This window comes from Sorangium sp. So ce385, from assembly GCF_051474135.1.
Classification (GTDB): domain Bacteria; phylum Myxococcota_A; class Polyangia; order Polyangiales; family Polyangiaceae; genus Sorangium; species Sorangium cellulosum_D.
Map to the genome: position 1 here is coordinate 10,932,010 of NZ_CP150337.1, position 18,639 is coordinate 10,950,648.

The window sequence follows — 18,639 nt, forward strand, 5'->3', positions numbered from 1 at the left end:
ATGGGCGGCAACGCCAGGGTCGAGCGCCTGGGGACGGAGAAGATCGGGAAGCTGCTCCTGGAGATGTCTTCCCAGACGACCCTCTCCCTCCTGGTCTATGCCGCCTACAGCATCACGGACATCTACTTTCTCTCGGTGGGCATCGGCTCGCTCGCGGCCGCGGGCGCCTCGATCGTCTCGCCGGTCCTGATCGCCCTCGGCGCCGTCTCCACGACCGTCGGCGCCGGGGGCGCCTCGGTGGTCTCCCGGGCGCTCGGCGAGCACGACGTCGAGAAGGCCTCCCGGACCGTGGCGAACACCTTCCTGATCTTCTGGACGGCGGCGCTCGCCATCACGGTCCTGGGCTCGGCCTTCATCGAGCCGATCGTCTACCTGCTCGGGGCCACCGAGAGCATCGCCCCCTATGCCATCGAGTACGGGCGGATCATCTTCCTCGGCGCCATCACCAGCACCGGCTACTCGGCCATCATCCGGGCGGACGGCAACGCCAGGTACTCGACCGCCATCTGGGTCCTCCCCGTCAGCGCCAACATCGTCCTGTGCTGGCTCTTCATCCTCGTCTTGCGGTTCGGCGTCTCGGGCGCCGCCCTGGCGACGGTCTCTGGCCAGACCCTCTCGGCCGGCATGAGCGTCTATTTCTTCTTCTTCAGGAAGGACCGCTCCTATCGCATCAAGGCGTCGTATTTCAAGCCGGACTGGCCCATCATCACCCAGGTGCTGACGATCGGGCTCCCCTCGCTCATCAAGAACTTCAGCGTCAGCCTGGTCGCCATCGCCACCAACAACCTGCTCAGGATGAGCGGCGGCGACGGCGCCCTGAGCGTGTTCGCGATCGTGGGCCGGCTCTACGCCGGGCTGATCACGCCGCAGACGGGCATCGTCCAGGGGATGCAGCCGCTCGTGGGGTACAACTTCGGCCAGAGGCACTTCGAGCGGGTGCGGGAGACGGTCCGGCTCTCCTTGAGCGCCGCGGTCGCCTATGGCGCGCTCGTCTGCGGCGTCTGCCTGCTGCTGCCGGCAGCGCTCATCGCCTTGCTCTCCAGAGAGAGCGCGATCGTCGCCGAAGGGCAGACCGCCTTGCGGCTGCTGGCGCTGTCCTATCCCCTGACCGGCGTGGCCATGGTCACGGCGGCCTCGTTCCAATCGGTCGGCCGGGCCAGGGAGGCGCTGCTGCTCACCCTCGGGGGCGTCCTCCTCGTCAAGCTGCCGGTGCTGCTGCTGGCCTCCCGCCTGTTCTCCTTGACCGGGATCTGGGCCGCGGAGGCGACCTCGGAGCTGATTCTGTGCCTCGTCTCCTTCTTCTTGCTGAAGAAGTCGCCCCCCTGGGGCTCCCCCCTCGCCGCCCCTACTCCACCGTCGCGTACGCCGCCGTCCACGCCCGCTTCCCGTCCGGCCGCGTGATCCGCGCCCGCACGTAGCGCTCCCCGCCGCGGAGCCGGTACGTCGCCCGCCCCGCCAGCGGCTGCTGCCGCTCCAGCACGCGCCCGCCCCGCCCGACGAACTCGACGACCGCGCCCGCGGCCACCGGCCACACCGAGAACGCGTCGCCGCCGATCGAGATCCTCCGCAGCCGCGCGCCCGACGACGCGTAGAGCCGCCCCGCGGCGAGCGCGGTGCAGATCGCCGCGCGCGACACCTCGCGCGAGAACACCTCGACGAACCCCCGGCCGGGCCCCGCAGCCGGGGCGTTCGACCCGGCCACGAGCTGGTGCAGGTCGTCCACCGCCACGCCGACGATCCCCCCGCCGACGAAGCCGCGCGCCGTCAGCACCGTGTCCCACAGCGCCTCGTGCGACGGCCGCGCCGCGTCACCCTCCGTGTGCACGTAAGGGTGCCCGCTGTGGATCTCCAGGAGCTCCGCCGCAGGCGCCCCCAGGAGGTCGCCGGCCGTGAGCGCCCAGTCGAAATTCGGATGGTTGATGAGCGCCACGCCCCCCTGCGCCCGCACCCGCCCGACCGCCCAGCTCAGCGCCTCGCCCTTGGTCGGAAAATCGCCGCCGCCGATCGTCGCCCGCGTGCAGAGCGCGTTCACGTGCACCGGCCGCCCCTCCGCCGACATCGTGATCTCCTCGCCGGGGACGACGGCAAAATTCGACTGTGCCTCCAAATCCCGGAACATCGCAGGATCGACGCGCTGGTTGTGATCCGTCAGGGCCACGAACGCATACCCGTTGTCGCGGTACCAGCGGACGACCTCGCGCGGCTCGCTGTCCCCGTCGCTCAGCGACGTGTGCGTGTGGAGATTTCCGCGCTGGAACACCTCCACGTCGAGCGTCTGCTCGAACCGCAAGCGCCCCGGCGGCCCGCCCGGGGGCTCCGGGGCGTCGGAGGAGGACCAGGCGCGCTCCCTCCAGGAGGCGAACGCGAGGACGGCGGCCGCGCCGATGACCAGGAGAGCATTCCAGCGTCTGCGCATCCCCATAGCGATGATAAGGAGAGTATACAGGACGCCTCGACCGCGACCACTTCGGTGCAGCGCAATCTGGCGCAGCGCAATCGCACGTCCGCGCGCCCCTCACCGGCGCTCCGGCGCGCCCGTCCCCCGTCCGTTCATTCCGGCTCGAATCGTCGCGCCAGGGCGCGCCCGGCGGCATACTGCCTCCCGTGCCGCGCCCCTTGCTCGCCCTCGTCATGATCGTCAAGGACGAGGCGCCCTCCATCCGCGAGACCCTCGCCTCCGTCAGGCCCCACATCGACCGCTTCACCCTCCTCGACACCGGCTCCACCGACGGCACCCAGGCCCTCGCGGCCGCCGCCCTCGAGGGGGTCCCGGGCGACCTCGTCGAGGAGCCGTTCGTCGACTTCGGCGCGACGCGCAATCGCGCGCTCGACCTCGCGGGCGACGCCGCGGTGTTCACCCTCATGTTGAGCGGCGACGAGCGCCTCGTCGGCGGCGGGGCGCTCCGCCGCTTCTGCGAGGAGCGCCGCGACGCCTCGGGCCCGGGCCACGGCGCCTATTACGTCCGCGTGCGTTACGGCGAGGCCGTCTACGACTCCGCCCGGCTCGCCCGCGCCTCGGCCGGGTGGCGCTACGTCGGCGCCACCCACGAGGTGCTCACCCGGGAAGGCGAGCCGCCCCCTTCGATCCGCGTCCCTGACGCCCACATCGTCCACGACCTCTCCCGCCGCGACGCCGCGGCCCAGACCCGGCGGTGGGAGCGCGATCTGGAGCTGCTCTCGGCCGCGCTCGCCCGCGCCCCCCGCGACGGGCGCACCGTCTTCTACCTCGCGCAGACCCTGGAGTGCCTCGGCCGGCACGCGGAGGCGTTCGAGACCTACGAGCGCCGCGCCGCGCTCGGCGGCTGGCGGGAGGAGGTCTACGAGTCGCTGTTCCGCATGGCGCGCACCGCCGCCGCGCTCGGGCGCCCCTGGGCCGAGGTGCAGCAGCGCTACCTCGACGCCCACGCCCACAGCCCGCACCGCGCCGAGCCGCTCTTCGCCGTCGCCTGGCACTGGTACGAGCAGCAATGCTGGCCGCTCGCCTACCTCTTCGCCTCGCGCGGCGCCGCCCTCCCCTTCCCCGCCCAGGCGACGCTCTTCGTCGACGCCGAGGTCTACGAGCACAGGCTGCTCGACCTCGTCGCCACGAGCGCGTTCTACCTCGGCGAGCTCGCCGCCGGCGAGGCCGCGCTGCGCACGGCGCTCGCCCGCCGCCCCGGCGACCCGCGCCTGCTCCGGAACCTCGCCTTCTACACGACCGCGACGAAGCGCTGACGCCCCGCGCCGCCGGGCGGCCCGCGGCCGCGGGGCGCCGCCGCCGCGACCCCGCCCCTCGCCGCGCCGCCGCTCAGCGGCTGTCGTCGTCCTTCCCGAGCCAGCCCTTGCGGCGGTAGTACGTGAGCAGCCCGACGACGCTCGCCAGCATGAAGCACCAGACGAGCGGATAGCCGTAATACCAGTCGAGCTCCGGCATGTTGTACGGCGAGCTCTCGTGGTGGAAGTTCATCCCGTAGATGCCCGCGATCGCGGTGACCGGCAGGAAGATGGTCGAGATGATCGTGAGCACCTTCATGATCTCGTTCATCCGGTTCGACATCCCGGAGAGGTGGAGATCCATGAGGCCGGAGCTCAGCTCGCGGTAGGTCTCGACCATGTCCATCAGCTGCACCGAATGGTCGTACGTGTCGCGCAGGTAGAGCCTCGTGTCCTTCGTGAAGATCGGGTTGTCCTCGCGGAGCAGCGCGTTCACGAGGTCGCGCTGCGGCCAGATGGCGCGCCGCAGCGTGAGCAGGTCCCGCTTCAGGTCGTGGATCGGCTTCGACATCGAGCGCTTCGCGTCGATCACCTCGACCTCCAGGTCCTCGATGCGCTCGCCGAGCCGCTCGAGCACCGGGAAGAAGCCGTCGACCACCGCGTCGAGCAGCGCGTAGGCCAGGTAGTCGGCGCCGCGCGTCCGCACCGTGCCCCGGCCGGAGCGGATGCGCTCCCGCACGGCCTCCATCACGTCCCAGTCGGCCTCTTCCTGGACCGTCAGGACGAACGTCTTGCCGACCAGGATCGCGAGCTGCTCGGTGCGCAGCTCGCAGCGCTCGGTGACCTGCGCCATCCGGGCGATGATGAGGACGTGCTCGCCGCCGTAGACGTCCGCCTTCGGCCGCTGGGGCACGTTGACCATGTCCTCCAGCGCGAGCGGGTGGATCTTGAAGATCTCGCCCAGCCGCTCGAAGGTGGCCTTGTGCCCGAGCCCTCGGACATCGACCCACGTGATGGAGGGCCGGTCGTCCGTCAGGTACGGGATGCACGCGTCGAGGGTCTGGATCTCCTCCTCGGAGACCACCTCGGCGTCGTAGTCGATGACGAAGATCTTCGGCCGCCGCGTGTCGTCGATGACGAGCGTTCCGGGCGGCGACGCCGGCGGCGGCTCGTGCACGAGACGATCGCGCCTCGGCCGCTGCGTCCGGTCGAGGTCGGCCCGCTCCTGGGCCCAGGAGGTGCGCAGCGGCGGGTCGCTGCTGCGCTGCGATTCGGGGGGTAGCGTGGTGCTCGTCACGGGGGCGGGATGGTAGACCAAGATCCCGCGGCATCGAGCGCGCTCTGGCGCTCGCGGCGAGCACGGGTGGCGCCGCGGGTGGCGCTCGCTCCGCAGCGCCGCGTGGCGTATGCTGGGAGGGTCGCGGAGGGGAACGGGCGCTCGCAAGGCCACGTCTTCCTCCTTGTCCTGCTGGCAGGGGGAGCACCGCGAGGCGCGCCGGCCTGCGCCTCGCGCCGCCGCGCGCCCTGCCCTCCCGGATGCCCATGGGAACGACCCTCGACATCGCGATCGGCCTCGTCAGCGTCTTCTTCCTGCTCAGCGTCCTCAGCTCGGCGATCTACGAGGCGCTCGCCGGCGTCTTCCGGCTGCGCGCCCTCAACCTCGCGCAGAGCATCGAGATCATGCTGGCCGATCGCGCGCTCGACCCGCACGTGCTCCGGTCGCTCGCCGCCCGCGAGGCCGCCGCGCACGGGGCCGCCCCGAGCGAGCCGATCGCGACGCGCGTGCTCCGCCGCGCCGCCGACCTCGTGCGCGTCCGGCTGATGCCGGGGCCGCACCCGAGCCCGCTCGCGGACGCGCTCCGGCAGCACCCGCTGATCAAGGACCTCAAGTACGGGTGGGTGGGGCCGTCCTACATCCCCTCGCACGCGTTCGTGGCCGCGCTCATCGACACCTTGCGGCACATCGACTGGCCCAGGAGCGACGCGCCGTCGCCCGCGCAGGTCGTCGCGGCGGCGCCGTCGCTCCCCCAGGCGGGGGCCGCGCCGTCGCCCCTCTTGGCGAGGGCCGCCCTCTCCGCCGCCGCGCCCCCCGCGCCCGCGCCGGCGGGCGACGCCGCCTCCGCGCCTGCGTCGGCGGGCGACGCCGCGCCCGCATCGCCGGAGAGCGCCGCCGAGCCTTCCCCGCCCGCCATCGCCGACGCCGCCGCGCCCCCGCCGGCCGGCGCCGCGGCGGCTCCGCCGGGCGGCGGGGCCGCGCTGCCGAGCTGCGACGAGGCGCCGCTCGACGAGCTGAAGGGCATCATCGAGCGCATGCCGAGGGAGAGCGATCTCCGGCGCGCCCTCGCCACGATCGTCGACAGCACCGTCCGGGACATGCGCGAGGCCAACATCCGCCTGGAGCGCTGGTTCAACGACGCCATGGACCGGGCCTCCGGCCGGTACAAGCGCCGCGCGCAGCTCATCATCAGCGCGACGGCGCTCGTCCTGTGCATCGGGTTCAACGCCGACAGCATCAAGCTCGCGGGCGCCCTCTCGCGCGACGCCGTGGTCCGCGCCCACATGATCGCCGCGGCGCAGGAGATGGCGAAGTCGGCGCCCCGCGCCGCGCCGCACGAGGGCGGCATGGACCAGGACGAGGACCTCATGGCCGCGCTCGCCCAGGGCGGAGACGCGCACGGCAAGCTCACCGGGCTCAATCTCAAGATCACCTGGGGCGTGCAGGCCCCCGAGCAGACGAGCGCGCCGGGGCTCTGGAACGCGCTCTCGGCGATCCTCGGCCAGGGCATCGTCGGCTGGATCCGCGGGGTGCTCGACCGGCTCCTGAGCCCCGGCATCCTCATCACCGCGGCCGCCGCCTCCCTCGGCGCGCCGTTCTGGTTCGACCTGCTCAACAAGCTCGTGAACCTCAGGACCGTCGGCAAGAGCCCCGAGCCGTACGAGCCGCCGAAGGGCGCCGGGCCGGACACCAGCGTGAACCGCTGAGCGGGTCTCCCCGAGCCGGCGCAGACGTCATGTGAGCTCGGCCCCGAGCGTCGAAGTCGCGGCGCGAGGGGATGCACCAACGAGCTCCGCTCGCTCTGTGGACACCTGACACGAGCCCGGCGGACATCTGCCGATGCGGCGACGGCGGATCGGCCGCGGCTCCGGCGCTCTTCCGGCGTTGCGCTCGCGCAGGCGGCGCAACAGGATCCCGGCATGGAGGTGCGACGGCCGAAGACCCCGGCGAAGTCGAGATCTTCTCTCATGATCGCGCGGCTGCCGTCCATCCTGCTGTCGCTGTTTGCGGCGTTCTTCGCCGCTATCGCGAGTTTCGTGATCTCGGCCGCCTACGCGGAGCACCGAGCCGCCGAGATCGACGCGGCGGCGATGAGCCTCGCGGAGAACGCCGCGCCGAGCATCATGCACCTGGCGGCCGCGCGCGCCGAGCTGAGGCATACCCAGGCGCTCCTGAGCGACCTCGTCAACAACGCCGTGCTGGGCCGGCCGCTCGACCGCCACGAGCTCGATCAGGCGCGTGACAATCTCTCCCGGAGCCTCGACGCCTACCTCGTCCTGCCGGTCTATCCGGGAGAGCTCAAGCAGTGGCAGACCGTCGCGCAGGAGCTCGGCAAGCTCGGCCTGGATACCGATCGGGTCCTTTCGCTGGTGGCGGACGGTCATCCGCGCGAGGCCAACAGGCTCATGGATGACGCGCTGCGAGCGGACTTCGACGCGACGAGCGAGGCCGTGATGGCGAGCATCGAGCTCAACGCGGAACACGCGCGTGGAATGGCGATCGAGATCGCCGCCAACCGCGTTCACACGCGTCGGATCGCGCTGGCGCTCAACACGGCGAGCGTGACGTTCGCGCTGCTGGCCTGCGCGGCGGCTGCCGTGCAGGTCCGGCGCCATGTGAGGCTGCTCTGGCAGCAGGGCGTGGTCCTGGAGCGCCGAGCGGATGAGCTCGAGCAGTTCGCCGGCCGGGTCGCGCACGACGTGCTCGGCCCCCTCGGCGCGGTGGCGCTCGCGCTGGACCTCGCCCTGCGGCAGTGCGGCGAGGGAGCGCCGGCACGAAGGTCGATCGAGCGGGGCCGGCAGGCCGTGCTGCGGGTCAAGCGCATCACCGACGGGCTCCTGGAGTTCGCGCGCGCGGGCGCGCGGCCGGAGCCGGGCGCCCGCGCGGAGGTGCGCCCCGTGATCGACGACCTCATGGTCGAGCTCGTCCCTGTCGCGGTGGAGCTCGGCGCGGAGCTCCGCGTCGAGCCCTTCGCCCCGTGCGCGGTGGCCGCGAGCCCCGGCGTGCTGACCAGCATCCTCGCCAACCTGATCCGCAACGCGCTCAAGTACCTGGGCGACTCGGCGACGTGTCGCGTCGTCGTCCGGGTGCTCGACGCCAGAGATGCCGTGCGGATCGAGGTGGAGGACACGGGGCCGGGCGTCGCGCCAGCCCTGGAGCAGCTGGTGTTCGAGCCTCACGTCCGAGCGCGAGGCGCTCGAGTTCCGGGTCTGGGTCTGGGCCTGGCGACCGTCAAACGCCTGACCGAGGCGCACGGCGGCCGCGTGGGGCTCCGCACGGTCGCGGGCGAGGGGAGCCTCTTTTGGTTCGAGCTGCCCAAGGCGAGCGCCGAGGCGGCGCACGCGGCCGACGTCGACGCCGGCGCCAGCGCGTGACCTCCGGGAGGCTGCGACCCGGCTGCTCCGCAGGTGGCTCTAGGCGAGCTCACCACCACGAATGTGGGTCGCTGCGTCCAGAGCGTGCGCCGGTGCGCAGCTGCCTGCGCGGCTCGGCGCGGATCTCGGCGACGACTACGAGGAGGCTTTGGGCTCCGAGTCCACGAGCCAACTCGCCAGGAAGCTGGAGGCCCAAGCGACCATGGAGGCAGGCGGCGCGCCTTCGCCATCCCACCCAGCGACCAGCTCTTCGAGATCGCGGATGGCAGCGTCGAGCTCGCGCTTGGAAGCGATGCCGCGGGGAGTCTTCGGCGGATTCATGAGCCCCCGAATCTTCGCAAGTGTCTCGAGGACCTCCTCCCTGTGCAAAGCTCCATCCGTGGTCACCACCCGGTAAGAAGAACCGATCTGCACCTCTGGCATCAGAGCCCACAAAATGTGATAGAGCGCCGCGAGCACGTTGAGCACCGCGACGAGCGAGCCTGTCAGGTTGCTCACTTCGACGTCCACACCGCCCGCCGACACTTCAGACGGCGATGGTTTCACCCATGTATGCTGGTCCGAAAACAAGCAGTCGTAGAGTCTGACCTCACCGGAAAGGCGTACGCCTGTCGTCACATCCGGCACGAGCACGGTCCCGATCTCCGGCGGCATGCGCTCGCAACCGAAGGTCGCTTCGATGTCACGGGAAATCCACTCCGCACATGACCGTTCTTCGGGCGACAAATCGAAGACTACGTAGCGTTTTCTGACGTTGACAAACCTGAGACTGTCATCCGGCCGCGACACGAAGACCGGATCGAATGGGCTTCGACGAACAATGAAACGCAAGCTTCGGAACACGACCGCGAACAGGTCGCTCGTCTGTTTCACGATCTCGGCCGTGCACGAGCTATGAACAATGTAGTACGGAGCCAGGAAGCTTATTTCAAACCACAGCGGCTCACGCGTGGGCCTTCGCAGATCAATCGTGAAGGAATAGCAGCCGTCGCAGCCGCCCGTGGTGAGATGCAGCGAACGGTTCACAAGCATACGAGGAAAGCGTTCTCCGATGCGACGCAACATGGAGTGCCATCGCTCGTCCTTTGATGCCTGGACCCGCGCGGCTACGAGGCGGGCGTGCTCTTCGGTCTGGCGGCGGAGCTGCTCGTCGACATCATCAGCGATTCCAACGCCACGGGGGTAGTATCGGTAGACGATATCCAGCAGCTCGTCAACGCTGTGTTTCATGGATTCTGGACCCTTGCGCCAATGCCTCTGTAGAAATCGCTCTCAAATCGCTCTATCATTCTATATTTGAACTTCTTGCAGAAGATGCCAGGAGGCAGATCCGCGCCGCCATCCTTTTTGTACACGTCATCCGCCGACAGGTTTGCCACATCAGCACTGATACCAGCTGCCCTATCCGACGAGATCTTTCCCCATGCTTCGCTCCGTAGTGGCATCCCAATGTGGACCATGCACGTTGAGTCGCCCTCTCTATCATGCCCGAAAGCCAGATTGGCCTTTGCCTCCTGCCAACCACCAGCAACGCCAGTCCCATCGTAGGCAACGATCGTAACAAAATTGAATGCCCGCGGATCGATCAGTATTTTGCCTGTGCACCCCATGCTTGGAGCGCCGCTCTGCTGGCAGGGATCTGGCGGGCTCGTCGGGCTATCTGTCGGCCTCTCCGAGCTGTCGCTCGGGCTTTCCTCTTCGTCTTCGTCCGTTTTGTTGCACTGGATCTTCTCATTCTTGCCATCCTGCGGGCCCTGTGGCGGCTCCGCTCCGAAGTCCCCCGACGCGACGGAGGTGATGACGGGAACGGGCGGCCCGACTGGATCACCTGCACCTCCGCCCTTTTCCCACTCCTCGCGGGGGTAGCAGTCTCCTACCGTCCAGTTGCATGCCGTCAGCACCCAGACGGCGATAGCCACAACCAGCAGCAGAATTTTTTTCGTGTTCATTCTACGCTCCACCGAAGCACGGGACCGGCGACGACAAGCACCGACAGGTGCCCTGGAAGCACGAGGCTGTTCCCGTCGACCCAATCCACATTGGCGCTCACCGACACCCCGAGCGGTCCGGCAACGTACGCGTTGGTTTGCGCGCGGGCGCCTGCCGCCATCCCTGCAACGCGCCCGCATAAGGCGCTTCCGCAGGCTGGCATGAAGTAGATCGCGACCGATGGCCCCGCACTGAAATCGCCATGATCCCAACCGTATCCGAGGGCGGCGGCGGTGCTGTTGTAGACGCCGGCCCCGCCTATCTGGATTGGGGGCACGACGCTGAGCAAATCGTGAACATGAATCAGGATATTGCTCTTGGTGCGCCACGAGATTCCCGCATGCGGGCTCACCGCGAGGCGCGTCGCGGTGCCAGCCTGGATCCACCCGAAGCTGATTCCGGCGCTCAGCTCGGATGCGTCTGCCTGCGTCGGAACGACGCTGAGGACGAGAGCGAGCCCTGCCGCCGATGGGCTCTGCCGGCCTGTCGTCCTCATCGTCTCCATCCCCCTCTTCCGAAACACGCGAGCAACGTGGCGACGGGGGCCATTCTTCTGATGGCAGGATTGGGCGTCAAACGGAATCTAGGCGAGAACACCACCACGAACGTGAGTCGTACCGTCCAGAGCGTGCGCCGGCGCGCAGCTGCGTGTGCGGATCGAGTGGTTGTCCACCTGCTGGCACCGGCTGCCGGTCCAGGTCGCCGTGAGAGCGCGCTAGCCCCCGCGCGGCTTGGGCTGCACGACGTCGTCCGCGCGCGACCCGACGCGCGCCGGGCACGCCGAGCCTTGGACACGGTGACGCGAGCTCGGCCGTCGCCACCCCGCATCTGCCAGAGCCCGACCCGTAGACGAGCGCGCGGCGGCCCCCGTCTCCCCCTCCCGTCACCGAGGTCACCGGGGCGGGCTCGCTTTGTGAGGCGTGGTCTCCAAGGGAAGCGCAGGCGGAGGATCGGGCGGAGCCGGCGCTTGCGGAACCGAGGGGGCCGCGGGGGAGCGAACGGACATCCGACCATGGGCGTCCTCGCGCTCCACCATGGGCGTCCTCGCGCTCCACGCCCGGGGACCGTGCGCGGCACCAAGATCACGACGGACTTCGGCGGCAGTGGCGGCGACGGCGCGCCACCCAAGGACGGCGGCCGAGGCGGTCGCGGCACCCCACAAGGGCGCCCTCGGGGACGGCCTTCAATGCTGCGCGAGCGGTCGGGGCGGCAAGGAGGACCCCGCGGCTACGGCAGCCTCGGGCGCGGCGGCAACTCGCTCGGCATCGCCTACCGACGGGCGGCCGGCGCGTGCTGGGTGCCCCCCCACGCCCTGGACGGCAAGTATCCGAACGCCGGCCGGGAACCGCCCGGGCGATGGGTCTTTCCCGCGACGTGCCCCTATCGCGACAGGGCGACAGGTCAGCTCCGGCGGCATCATCTGCACGAGACGGTGCTCCAGCGCGCGGTGCGAGACGCCGCCCTCGCCGCCGGTCTGTCGAGGGGCGCGAGCTGCCCCACCCTGCGTCACTCGTTCGCCACGCACCTGCTGGAAGCTGGCTACGCCATCCGCACGATCCAGGAGATCCTCGGCCACTGCGACGTGAGCACGACGATGCTCTACGTCCACGTGCTGAACCGCGGCCGCCTTGCCGTCTGCAGCCCCCCGACGGCCGCTTCGGCCCGAGGTTGTGAACGGGCCGGTATGTGTCCGGCAACCTCCCGATGCGGCGGCCACGCCGTATCAGCCAGGCGCGACGCGGCGCGACGCCTTCGGCTGCATGTCCGCCGCCCCCCTCCAGGCGTGCCCGGCCCCCCGGAAAGGCGACGACTGCTGCCGGTGTTAGATGGATCTACCTATGGCGCTGGACAGCACTTGGGTCTTGCGGCGCAGAGCCGATCCATGAGACTTTACGAGAGCTGAATACGACTTTCAAAAACCAGGCGCGGCGCGCTCCTCCCCACGAAGGGCAAGACACGCATCACCACTAACATTGACGACGTCGTTCTCGAGGAATTCCGATCCAGAGCCAAGGCAGAGTAGAGAGGCATCGTGCACCACATCAACTGGAAACCTCCCCTATCCGTCCCTGACCAGCACATCGTCGCTCGCGGCATCCTTCGACGAGCGGAGAATTTCCTTCGAGCGCTATTCGAGCCGACGTCGAACGAGCAACCCCTGTCACTCCTTGACGACCTCGAGCGTTACCTGCACTCGCTGCCACAGCAAGGGCCCTACTTTGCCAGTGCGGTTCGGAAGGCGGTGGAGCCGCCCTACCGCATGCCAATTGTTCGAGCGTATTCCATCGGTGCCGATACCAACATTCGAGAGTTGCACGAAGAAGACGCGCGGGTCGACGCGCTCGAGGAAGAAGAATGGCGCGCTGAATGGCGCGAGCGCGCAGCGCCGGCCATCCCCTCGTACTGGGATCTCATCGCCGAAGCGATTAGCGCCAACCAAAAAGGGCAGCACTGATATGCCCATCACGCCGATCGACGCTTGCCACCTCCTCACCCCAACGGATTTCGAACTGCTCTGCGGTGAGGCACTACGCCATCTGGGCTTCACATCTATCGTACATCGAAAGTCCGGATCTCAGTCTGGCCGAGACATTGACGCAGCGCTAACGATCGATGGAAACGCCGAACGCTGGTTCTTTGAATGCAAGAATTACAACAGCGGCGCAGTCCCTTTCGCGGAGATTGTAAACAAGGTATTCCTCATTCACCAACTCGTCCCACGACCAGATGCGCTAGTCATAATTGCCAGCAATCGCCTCAGCAACGACACTCACGACTTCTTGGAGAGATTCTCCGAGGACGTCGATTACCCAATTATCGTGGTTGCTGAAGAACCACCGGAGTTCCGCTTTTCGTCGTTCTTGAACGCTGGCGGGCCTCTTGTTCACCAGCGTCTGGCAGCCCTGCGGCCGAGCGTTGCCGCGCCGAACGGCAACGCCACAGCGTTTCGAGCGTGGCTCCTAGATGAGAAACGACGGCGACGCACACCCGCATCGCGAATCGAACGTGCCCTACGGCTCTCGGCGTATCCTCGCCTCGACCTAGTCACGCTGAGTACCAGAGGCCACTGGCTAGAAGTTGATGTTCAGGTTACCAACATCGGTTCTGGGTTTGCCGATCGAGTGCGTCTCGTAGCCCTCCACAATGAAACTGCCGTTGCACACATGGACTTGCCATCAGTTCCTGTCGGAGGGACCGTAAGGCGCACCGTTCGTCCGGCCCCACTAATTCCTGACGAGTCGCGAGACAACGACAAAATATTTTTCGTTCTGGATTATGGAAACGCATTAAATCAACGTTTCCAAATCAGCTTCGTGGTCGAAAGCTCCCGAACTAACAGAAGCCGACATTATTCGGAGGCGCGTCGCGTTGCCGGATACGACATTGGGTAATTACGACGAAAGAGCTGCCTGACTCGGCATGAACCTGGGGGCGCTTCGCGCCGCAGGCTATTCCCACGTTCGCTGGACGGGGCCGGACTCAAGCAGCGCTCTGCGTACTCGCGCCGGATCGGCGTACGCCGCCGCGACGCCCTGCTTCACGTTGGAAGGCGATCCGGACGTCGGCGCGGCAGAGCTCGACCTCCCGGTCCGGAAGCGCGAGGGCCTCCGGGGCGAAGCGCTTGTAGCAAGCGCGGCAGGAGTGCTTCCCCATGGGAGGCGACGCAGGCGCCTTCCCCGTGTCTTTGTTGTTGGTCTTGGCTTTGGCCATCCTGAAGGTGTACCGGCAGCCGAGCGCGGCTGTGAAGCTCGGAGCCGGATGGCCACCGGCAGGAGCAAGAAAGGAACGCACGCGTCCTCGGCAGGAAGCCTCCGCACCTCTCGGACCAGGCGCGCAGGTTCGCCGGCCCCCCTGGCTGTGAACCTTCGAGCACACGTAGTGTCACTCCGGAGGCTCTTCTGTAAACGTTCGGGCACACGCAGTGTCATTTCGGATGCCCTCCTGTAAACGTCCGGGCACACGTAGTGTCACTCCGGAGGCTCTCCTCTAAGCATCCGAGCACACGTAGCGTCACTCGGCCCCCACTCGCCCGCCCCCGCTCGCCCCGCCGCCCCTCACCGCTCCGCGCGGTCGAGCCACGCGCGCGCGTCCTTCTCCAGCAGCGGATCCCCGAGCCGCACCGACAGCTCCAGGAGGTCCTCGAACTCGCGCCGCGCCAGCGCGTCGTTGCGCGCGTTCTTCAGCAGCATCGCCGCCGCCCAGCGGCCCTGCAGCACGTCGTGCCAGTAGCCCTGCTCCTCCGCCTGCGCGATGAGCTCCTTCAGCCGCTCGCGCGCGTCCCCCACCCCCTCCATCCCGTCGAGGTACGCGATGTACATCCGGTTCGAGGCCGCCACCCGGTCGTACCCGGCCTCGTCCGCCCGCTCCAGCGACTCCGCGAACAGCGCCCGCGCCCGCCCGTGATCGCCCAGCCGCACGCAGGCGTACGCGAGGTTGTGCAGGTTCACGACCCCATCGAAGCGCAGCCCGAGCGCCCGATCCAGCTCCAACGCGCGCTCGCACGCCCGCACCGCGGCCCGGAAATCCCCCGCGTAAAGCTCGATCATCGCGAGCAGCTTCGCCCGCACGGCCTCCGCCACCCGATCCCCCGGCTCCGACGCCGCCTCCGAGCGCGACAGCGCCTCCATCGCGCCCGCCCGGTCGCCCGACGTGGCCCGCGCCAGGGCGACCGACAAAAGGCCCCGCAGATCCTCGATCGGCCCGAGCGCGCCGAGGTCGAGCGCGGCCCGCCGCGCGCGCGCGAACTGCCCCTGCAGGCACGAGACCTCCACGTCCACCGTCAGCGCCTCGCGCAGGAGCTCGCGGCGCCCGACCGCCATCTCGACAACGTCGTCGAGCAGGTCGTGCGACATCCGGAACAGGTTCGTCGCCCCGAGCGCGCGCGCGAGCTCGATGCGCACCTTCGCCCGGACGTCGAGCGAGGCGCCCGCGTCCACCCGCGACAGGATGCGGTCCGCGACCGCCGAGAGCGACGGCGCCCGGCGCCCGTGGCCCACCGCCTTCGAGAGGATCTCCACCCACCCGCCGAGCTCGCCCGGGTCGCGCCGCGCCACGTCCGCCAGCTCGAACGCCCGCGTCATCGCGGCGATCGCCCCGTCGAACTGGCCCAGGCGCGCGCGGACCCCCGCCGCGCGCGCGAGGTGCCCCGCCGCGCCGTCGGCGTTGCCCAGCGCGAGCGCCTCCTCCGCCGCCCGGCCGAGGTGCCGGTCGACCAGCGCGAGCCCCTTCGGATCGTCGCCGCCCACGCGCTCCAGCCACTCGGCCGCGAGCCAGTGCCCGAGCGCCCGATCCGCGTCCGTCAGCATCTCGTACGCCGCGTCCCGCACCAGCGCGTGGCGGAACGCGAGCTCCACCTCCCCGCGCAGCGTCGACTCGGGCCGCGGCTCGAGCAGCTCGCGCTTCTCCAGCGTGAGCAGCCACGACTCGAGCTGCGGCACCTGCCCGCCCCCGCCGAGCAGCGCCTCCAGCCCCCCCCGCCAGAACACCTCGCCCATCACCGCCCCGGCGCGCAGCACCCGCCGCGCCTCGGGCTCGAGCGCCGCGATCCGCGACTGCATCATCGCCAGCACCGTCTCCGGCACCCCCCCCGCCGGACGCTCCACCGTCGCGCGCACGAGCTCCTCGAGGAAGAACGCGTTGCCCGCCGACCGGTCGACCAGCGCCTCGAGCTCCGGCGCCGGGAGCTCGTCGCCGAGGACCTCGCGCACGATCCGCTCGCACGCGCGGCGCGACAGCTCCCCGAGCCGCATCTCCGTCGCCTCGCGATCCTCCCAGAGATCCGGGAACGCCTCGCGCACCCCGGGGCGCGCCAGCGCCAGCACGAGGAGCGGCAGGTGCCGCAGGTGCCGCAGCGCCGCGTCGAGCGCGTCCACCGAGCTCCGATCGCTCCACTGCACGTCGTCGAGCACGATCAGCACCGGCTGCGCGTCGCACTCGGCCCGCAGGAAGTCGAGGAACGCACGCCGCATCTGCTCCTCGAGGACCGCGCGGTCCTGCCGGGCCGCGCGCATCGCCGGGCTCTCCGGGAAAAACGGCGCGTCGCAGAGCTCGCCGAGCAGCTCCGCGACCCGCTCCCGCGCGGCGGCAGGGGTGCGCCGCGCGACCCGCGCCGCGAGCTTCTCCCGGCGCGCCTCGATCGGCTCGCCGTCGACGAGGCCCGCCTCCCGCCGCACGAGCTCCGCGACGAGCCCGAGCGGCGCCCCGCCGCGCATCGGATCGCCGTGCGCGCGCCACACCGCGACCGGCTCGCTGCGCGCCTCGACCCGCCGGATCAGCTCGCCGCCGAGCCGCGACTTGCCGACGCCGGCCCCGGCCGTGACCAGCACGACGCGCGCGACCCCCTCGGTGGCGCACTCGTCGAGCAGGTCCTCGAGCGCCCGGAGCTCCCGCTCCCGCCCCACGCAGGTCGTCGCCTTCCCGAGCACCCGGCGCCCGCCGTCCTGCGGCGCGCGCGCGCCGAGCAGCGTGGGGCCCTGGCTGCCCGCGGCGATCTCGAAGCGATCGCCGAGGAGCGCGGCCGTCATCTGGTCGATGAGCACCGGCCGGCCCGAGGACGGGTCGTCCGAGGCGTGGCGGACGCGCGCGTCGAGCAGCGCGCCGGCGCGGTCGATGACCTGCCCCACCGCCTGCGTCCCGGCGATGACGTCCCAGCCGGTCGCCAGCGCCACCCACGCCCCGGGCAGGAGCGCGTGGATCGAGAGCGCGCAGCGGGCGGCGTTCGCGGCGAGGTCGGTCGGCGAGCCCGCGCCGGCGACGACCGCGGCGACCGAGCCGTCGGCGAGCACCTCCAGGACCGCGCCGTGCGACTGCGCGGCCTGCCGGACCTCGTGGAACGGCGTGCTCGGCGGCGGCGCGGGCCGGGGCCGCACCGGCGGCGCCGGCGCGAGCAGGTCCGCGGGCAGCGCCTCCCCGCTGCCGGACACGACCGTGGCGTGGTGGCCCGACAGCACCGTGTCGTTCACCCGCGGGGGCGGGCTCGCCGCGGCGTGCGGGCGGCCCGACGGCGGCCCGCGCTTGCCGGCGCTCATCTCGGCCGCGAGGACGACGCTGACGAGCCGGCGCTCGCTCTTCGTCAGCGCCGGCGTCGGCAGGCCGGTGCCGCTCGACATGCTGCCCTCGACGACGCTCAGCATCCGGAGCTCGTCGGCGACCTCGCCCGCGTCCCCGGGGCGCTCCGCGGGGTTCTTGGCGAGCAGCCGGGTCACGAGCAGATCGAGCGGCGGCGGGATGTTCGGGCAGAACGTGCTCGGGCGCGGCGCGGCCTCGAAGAGCACCTTGGCGAGGACCGACAGCGGGTGCTGGGCGACGAACGGCGAGCGCCCGGTGAGGCACTCGAACAGCAGGCACCCGATCGAGTAGAGGTCGGCGCGCGCGTCGACGTCGAGATCGCCGCGGACCCGCTCCGGCGCCATGTAGGCGGGCGTGCCGATCGCCGAGCCGGTGAGGGTGAGCTCGTAGGTCGCGTCCGCCTGGCGCGCGATGCCGAAGTCGATGAGCTTCGCGCTCCCGATGTCGCCGCGGGGCAGGAACACGTTCGTCGGCTTGAGGTCGCGGTGCACGATGCCGCGCGCGTGGACGGCGGCGAGCGCCTCGGCGACGCGGCCGACGAGCATCAGGCTGGCCTCGATCCCGAGCGGCCCGCGCGACAGCCGCGCGCCGAGGTCCTCGCCCTCGAGCCACTCCATGGCGAGGTAGTAGAGCCCGTCCGCCGTCACGCCGTGGTCGATGTACCGGGCGACGGCGGGGTGCTCGAGCTCCGCGAGCAGGCGCGCTTCCCGCTGGAAGCGCACGACGTGCTCCCGGCCCTGGTTGAAGATCACCTTGAGGGCCACCGCCTGGCCGCTCTGCCGGTCGACCGCCCGCCACACCGCGCCCATCCCGCCGGAGCCCGCGAGGCGTTCCAGCTGGAAGCGGTTGGCGAGGACGTGACCTGAGTGCATGGCGAAAGTATCGGGGTGCGGACCTTCGCGGTCCAGGCGACCGGCGCGCGCGTGGACCGCGATGCGTGGGCCCATCGCCCACGTCCATCGCGAGGATACCCATCCCGCGGCGCCGCTACGAGCCTCGACGGCCGCCGGGCGCGCCGGCCCGTCGTCGCAGCGGCGCGCCGCGGGGGCGGCGCTCGCCGCAGCGCCGCGCGCCGCGAGCGCCGCTCGTCGCGTGGGAGCGGCTCCTTCACGGGAGCCGCTCGTCGCGTGGGAGCGGCTCCTCCACGGGAGCCGCCCGTCGTGGTGCGGGCGTGGTGGGCAGACGCCGGGGAGCGCTGGCGTCGCGCAGCGCGCCCCTCCTCTCCCCTCCCCCTCTCCT

General features: G+C 70.4%; 13 protein-coding genes. 7 read left to right on the plus strand and 6 right to left on the minus strand.

The genetic code is table 11. The annotated features are described in order from the left end of the window. Complete coding sequence (locus tag WME83_RS40020; protein ID WP_437314971.1) at positions 1–1,401, plus strand: MATE family efflux transporter; 1,401 nt, start codon at positions 1–3, stop codon at positions 1,399–1,401. Here WME83_RS40020 and WME83_RS40025 read toward each other — a convergent pair. After that, positions 1,346–2,416, minus strand: coding sequence for a PHP domain-containing protein (locus WME83_RS40025; RefSeq protein ID WP_437314972.1), 1,071 nt, complete (start codon positions 2,414–2,416; stop codon positions 1,346–1,348). The genes WME83_RS40020 and WME83_RS40025 overlap by 56 nt on opposite strands. Positions 2,417–2,604: 188 nt before the next feature. Here WME83_RS40025 and WME83_RS40030 point away from each other — a divergent pair, with 188 nt between their 5' ends. Next, positions 2,605–3,714 carry a glycosyl transferase gene (locus tag WME83_RS40030; protein WP_437314973.1) on the plus strand — a complete coding sequence of 370 codons (1,110 nt, stop codon included), beginning with the start codon at positions 2,605–2,607 and terminating at the stop codon, positions 3,712–3,714. Positions 3,715–3,787: 73 nt separating this feature from the next. Here WME83_RS40030 and corA read toward each other — a convergent pair whose 3' ends face one another. Beyond that, positions 3,788–4,990 (minus strand): magnesium/cobalt transporter CorA, encoded by a 1,203-nt coding sequence (gene corA / locus WME83_RS40035; RefSeq protein ID WP_437314974.1) that lies wholly within the window; start codon positions 4,988–4,990, stop codon positions 3,788–3,790. A 245-nt stretch (positions 4,991–5,235) separates the two neighbouring features. Here corA and WME83_RS40040 point away from each other — a divergent pair, with 245 nt between their 5' ends. Together WME83_RS40040 and WME83_RS40045 are read left to right on the plus strand one after the other, a co-directional pair. After that, positions 5,236–6,675, plus strand: coding sequence for a hypothetical protein (locus tag WME83_RS40040; protein ID WP_437314975.1), 1,440 nt, complete (start codon positions 5,236–5,238; stop codon positions 6,673–6,675). A gap of 213 nt (positions 6,676–6,888) precedes the next feature. Further along, positions 6,889–8,343, plus strand: coding sequence for a sensor histidine kinase (locus WME83_RS40045; protein WP_437314976.1), 1,455 nt, complete (start codon positions 6,889–6,891; stop codon positions 8,341–8,343). Between the two features lie 135 nt (positions 8,344–8,478). Here the strand turns inward: WME83_RS40045 and WME83_RS40050 are convergent, their stop codons facing one another. Genes WME83_RS40050 through WME83_RS40060 form a run of 3 tightly spaced genes read right to left on the minus strand, consistent with a single transcriptional unit; the run spans position 8,479 to position 10,837 of the window. Continuing rightward, positions 8,479–9,573 (minus strand): hypothetical protein, encoded by a 1,095-nt coding sequence (locus WME83_RS40050; protein WP_437314977.1) that lies wholly within the window; start codon positions 9,571–9,573, stop codon positions 8,479–8,481. Beyond that, the gene (locus WME83_RS40055; protein WP_437314978.1) at positions 9,570–10,292 is read right to left on the minus strand and encodes a hypothetical protein; all 723 of its coding nucleotides are present in this window, start codon (positions 10,290–10,292) and stop codon (positions 9,570–9,572) included. The genes WME83_RS40050 and WME83_RS40055 overlap by 4 nt, the downstream gene beginning before the upstream one ends. After that, complete coding sequence (locus WME83_RS40060; protein WP_437314979.1) at positions 10,289–10,837, minus strand: hypothetical protein; 549 nt, start codon at positions 10,835–10,837, stop codon at positions 10,289–10,291. Before WME83_RS40060 ends, WME83_RS40055 begins: the two co-directional genes overlap by 4 nt. Positions 10,838–11,518: 681 nt before the next feature. On the opposite strand from WME83_RS40060, the gene WME83_RS40065 reads away from it, so the two are divergent. The 3 genes from WME83_RS40065 (at position 11,519) to WME83_RS40075 (ending at position 13,724) form a co-directional block, all read left to right on the plus strand. Continuing rightward, positions 11,519–12,235: a tyrosine-type recombinase/integrase gene (locus WME83_RS40065; RefSeq protein WP_437314980.1), complete on the plus strand. Its 717-nt coding sequence runs from the start codon at positions 11,519–11,521 to the stop codon at positions 12,233–12,235. Positions 12,236–12,364: 129 nt separating this feature from the next. Then, on the plus strand, positions 12,365–12,787 hold the full coding sequence (locus tag WME83_RS40070; RefSeq protein WP_437314981.1) for a hypothetical protein: 423 nt from the start codon (positions 12,365–12,367) through the stop codon (positions 12,785–12,787). A gap of 1 nt (position 12,788) precedes the next feature. Then, positions 12,789–13,724 carry a restriction endonuclease gene (locus WME83_RS40075; protein ID WP_437314982.1) on the plus strand — a complete coding sequence of 312 codons (936 nt, stop codon included), beginning with the start codon at positions 12,789–12,791 and terminating at the stop codon, positions 13,722–13,724. A gap of 663 nt (positions 13,725–14,387) precedes the next feature. On the opposite strand, the gene WME83_RS40080 is transcribed toward WME83_RS40075, so the two are convergent. After that, positions 14,388–18,272, minus strand: a complete 3,885-nt coding sequence (locus tag WME83_RS40080) for a protein kinase domain-containing protein (RefSeq protein ID WP_437314983.1) — start codon at positions 18,270–18,272, stop codon at positions 14,388–14,390. Between the last annotated feature and the right edge of the window lie 367 nt (positions 18,273–18,639).

Bases quoted from the DNA above. Each gene is read 5' to 3' on its own strand.
- WME83_RS40020 (WP_437314971.1), top strand. From the start codon at position 1: ATGGGCGGCAACGCCAGGGTCGAGCGCCTGGGGACGGAGAAGATCGGG.
- WME83_RS40025 (WP_437314972.1), bottom strand. From the start codon at position 2,416: ATGCGCAGACGCTGGAATGCTCTCCTGGTCATCGGCGCGGCCGCCGTC.
- WME83_RS40040 (WP_437314975.1), top strand. From the start codon at position 5,236: ATGGGAACGACCCTCGACATCGCGATCGGCCTCGTCAGCGTCTTCTTC.
- WME83_RS40045 (WP_437314976.1), top strand. From the start codon at position 6,889: ATGGAGGTGCGACGGCCGAAGACCCCGGCGAAGTCGAGATCTTCTCTC.
- WME83_RS40050 (WP_437314977.1), bottom strand. From the start codon at position 9,573: ATGAAACACAGCGTTGACGAGCTGCTGGATATCGTCTACCGATACTAC.
- WME83_RS40055 (WP_437314978.1), bottom strand. From the start codon at position 10,292: ATGAACACGAAAAAAATTCTGCTGCTGGTTGTGGCTATCGCCGTCTGG.
- WME83_RS40060 (WP_437314979.1), bottom strand. From the start codon at position 10,837: ATGGAGACGATGAGGACGACAGGCCGGCAGAGCCCATCGGCGGCAGGG.
- WME83_RS40065 (WP_437314980.1), top strand. From the start codon at position 11,519: ATGCTGCGCGAGCGGTCGGGGCGGCAAGGAGGACCCCGCGGCTACGGC.
- WME83_RS40075 (WP_437314982.1), top strand. From the start codon at position 12,789: ATGCCCATCACGCCGATCGACGCTTGCCACCTCCTCACCCCAACGGAT.
- WME83_RS40080 (WP_437314983.1), bottom strand. From the start codon at position 18,272: ATGCACTCAGGTCACGTCCTCGCCAACCGCTTCCAGCTGGAACGCCTC.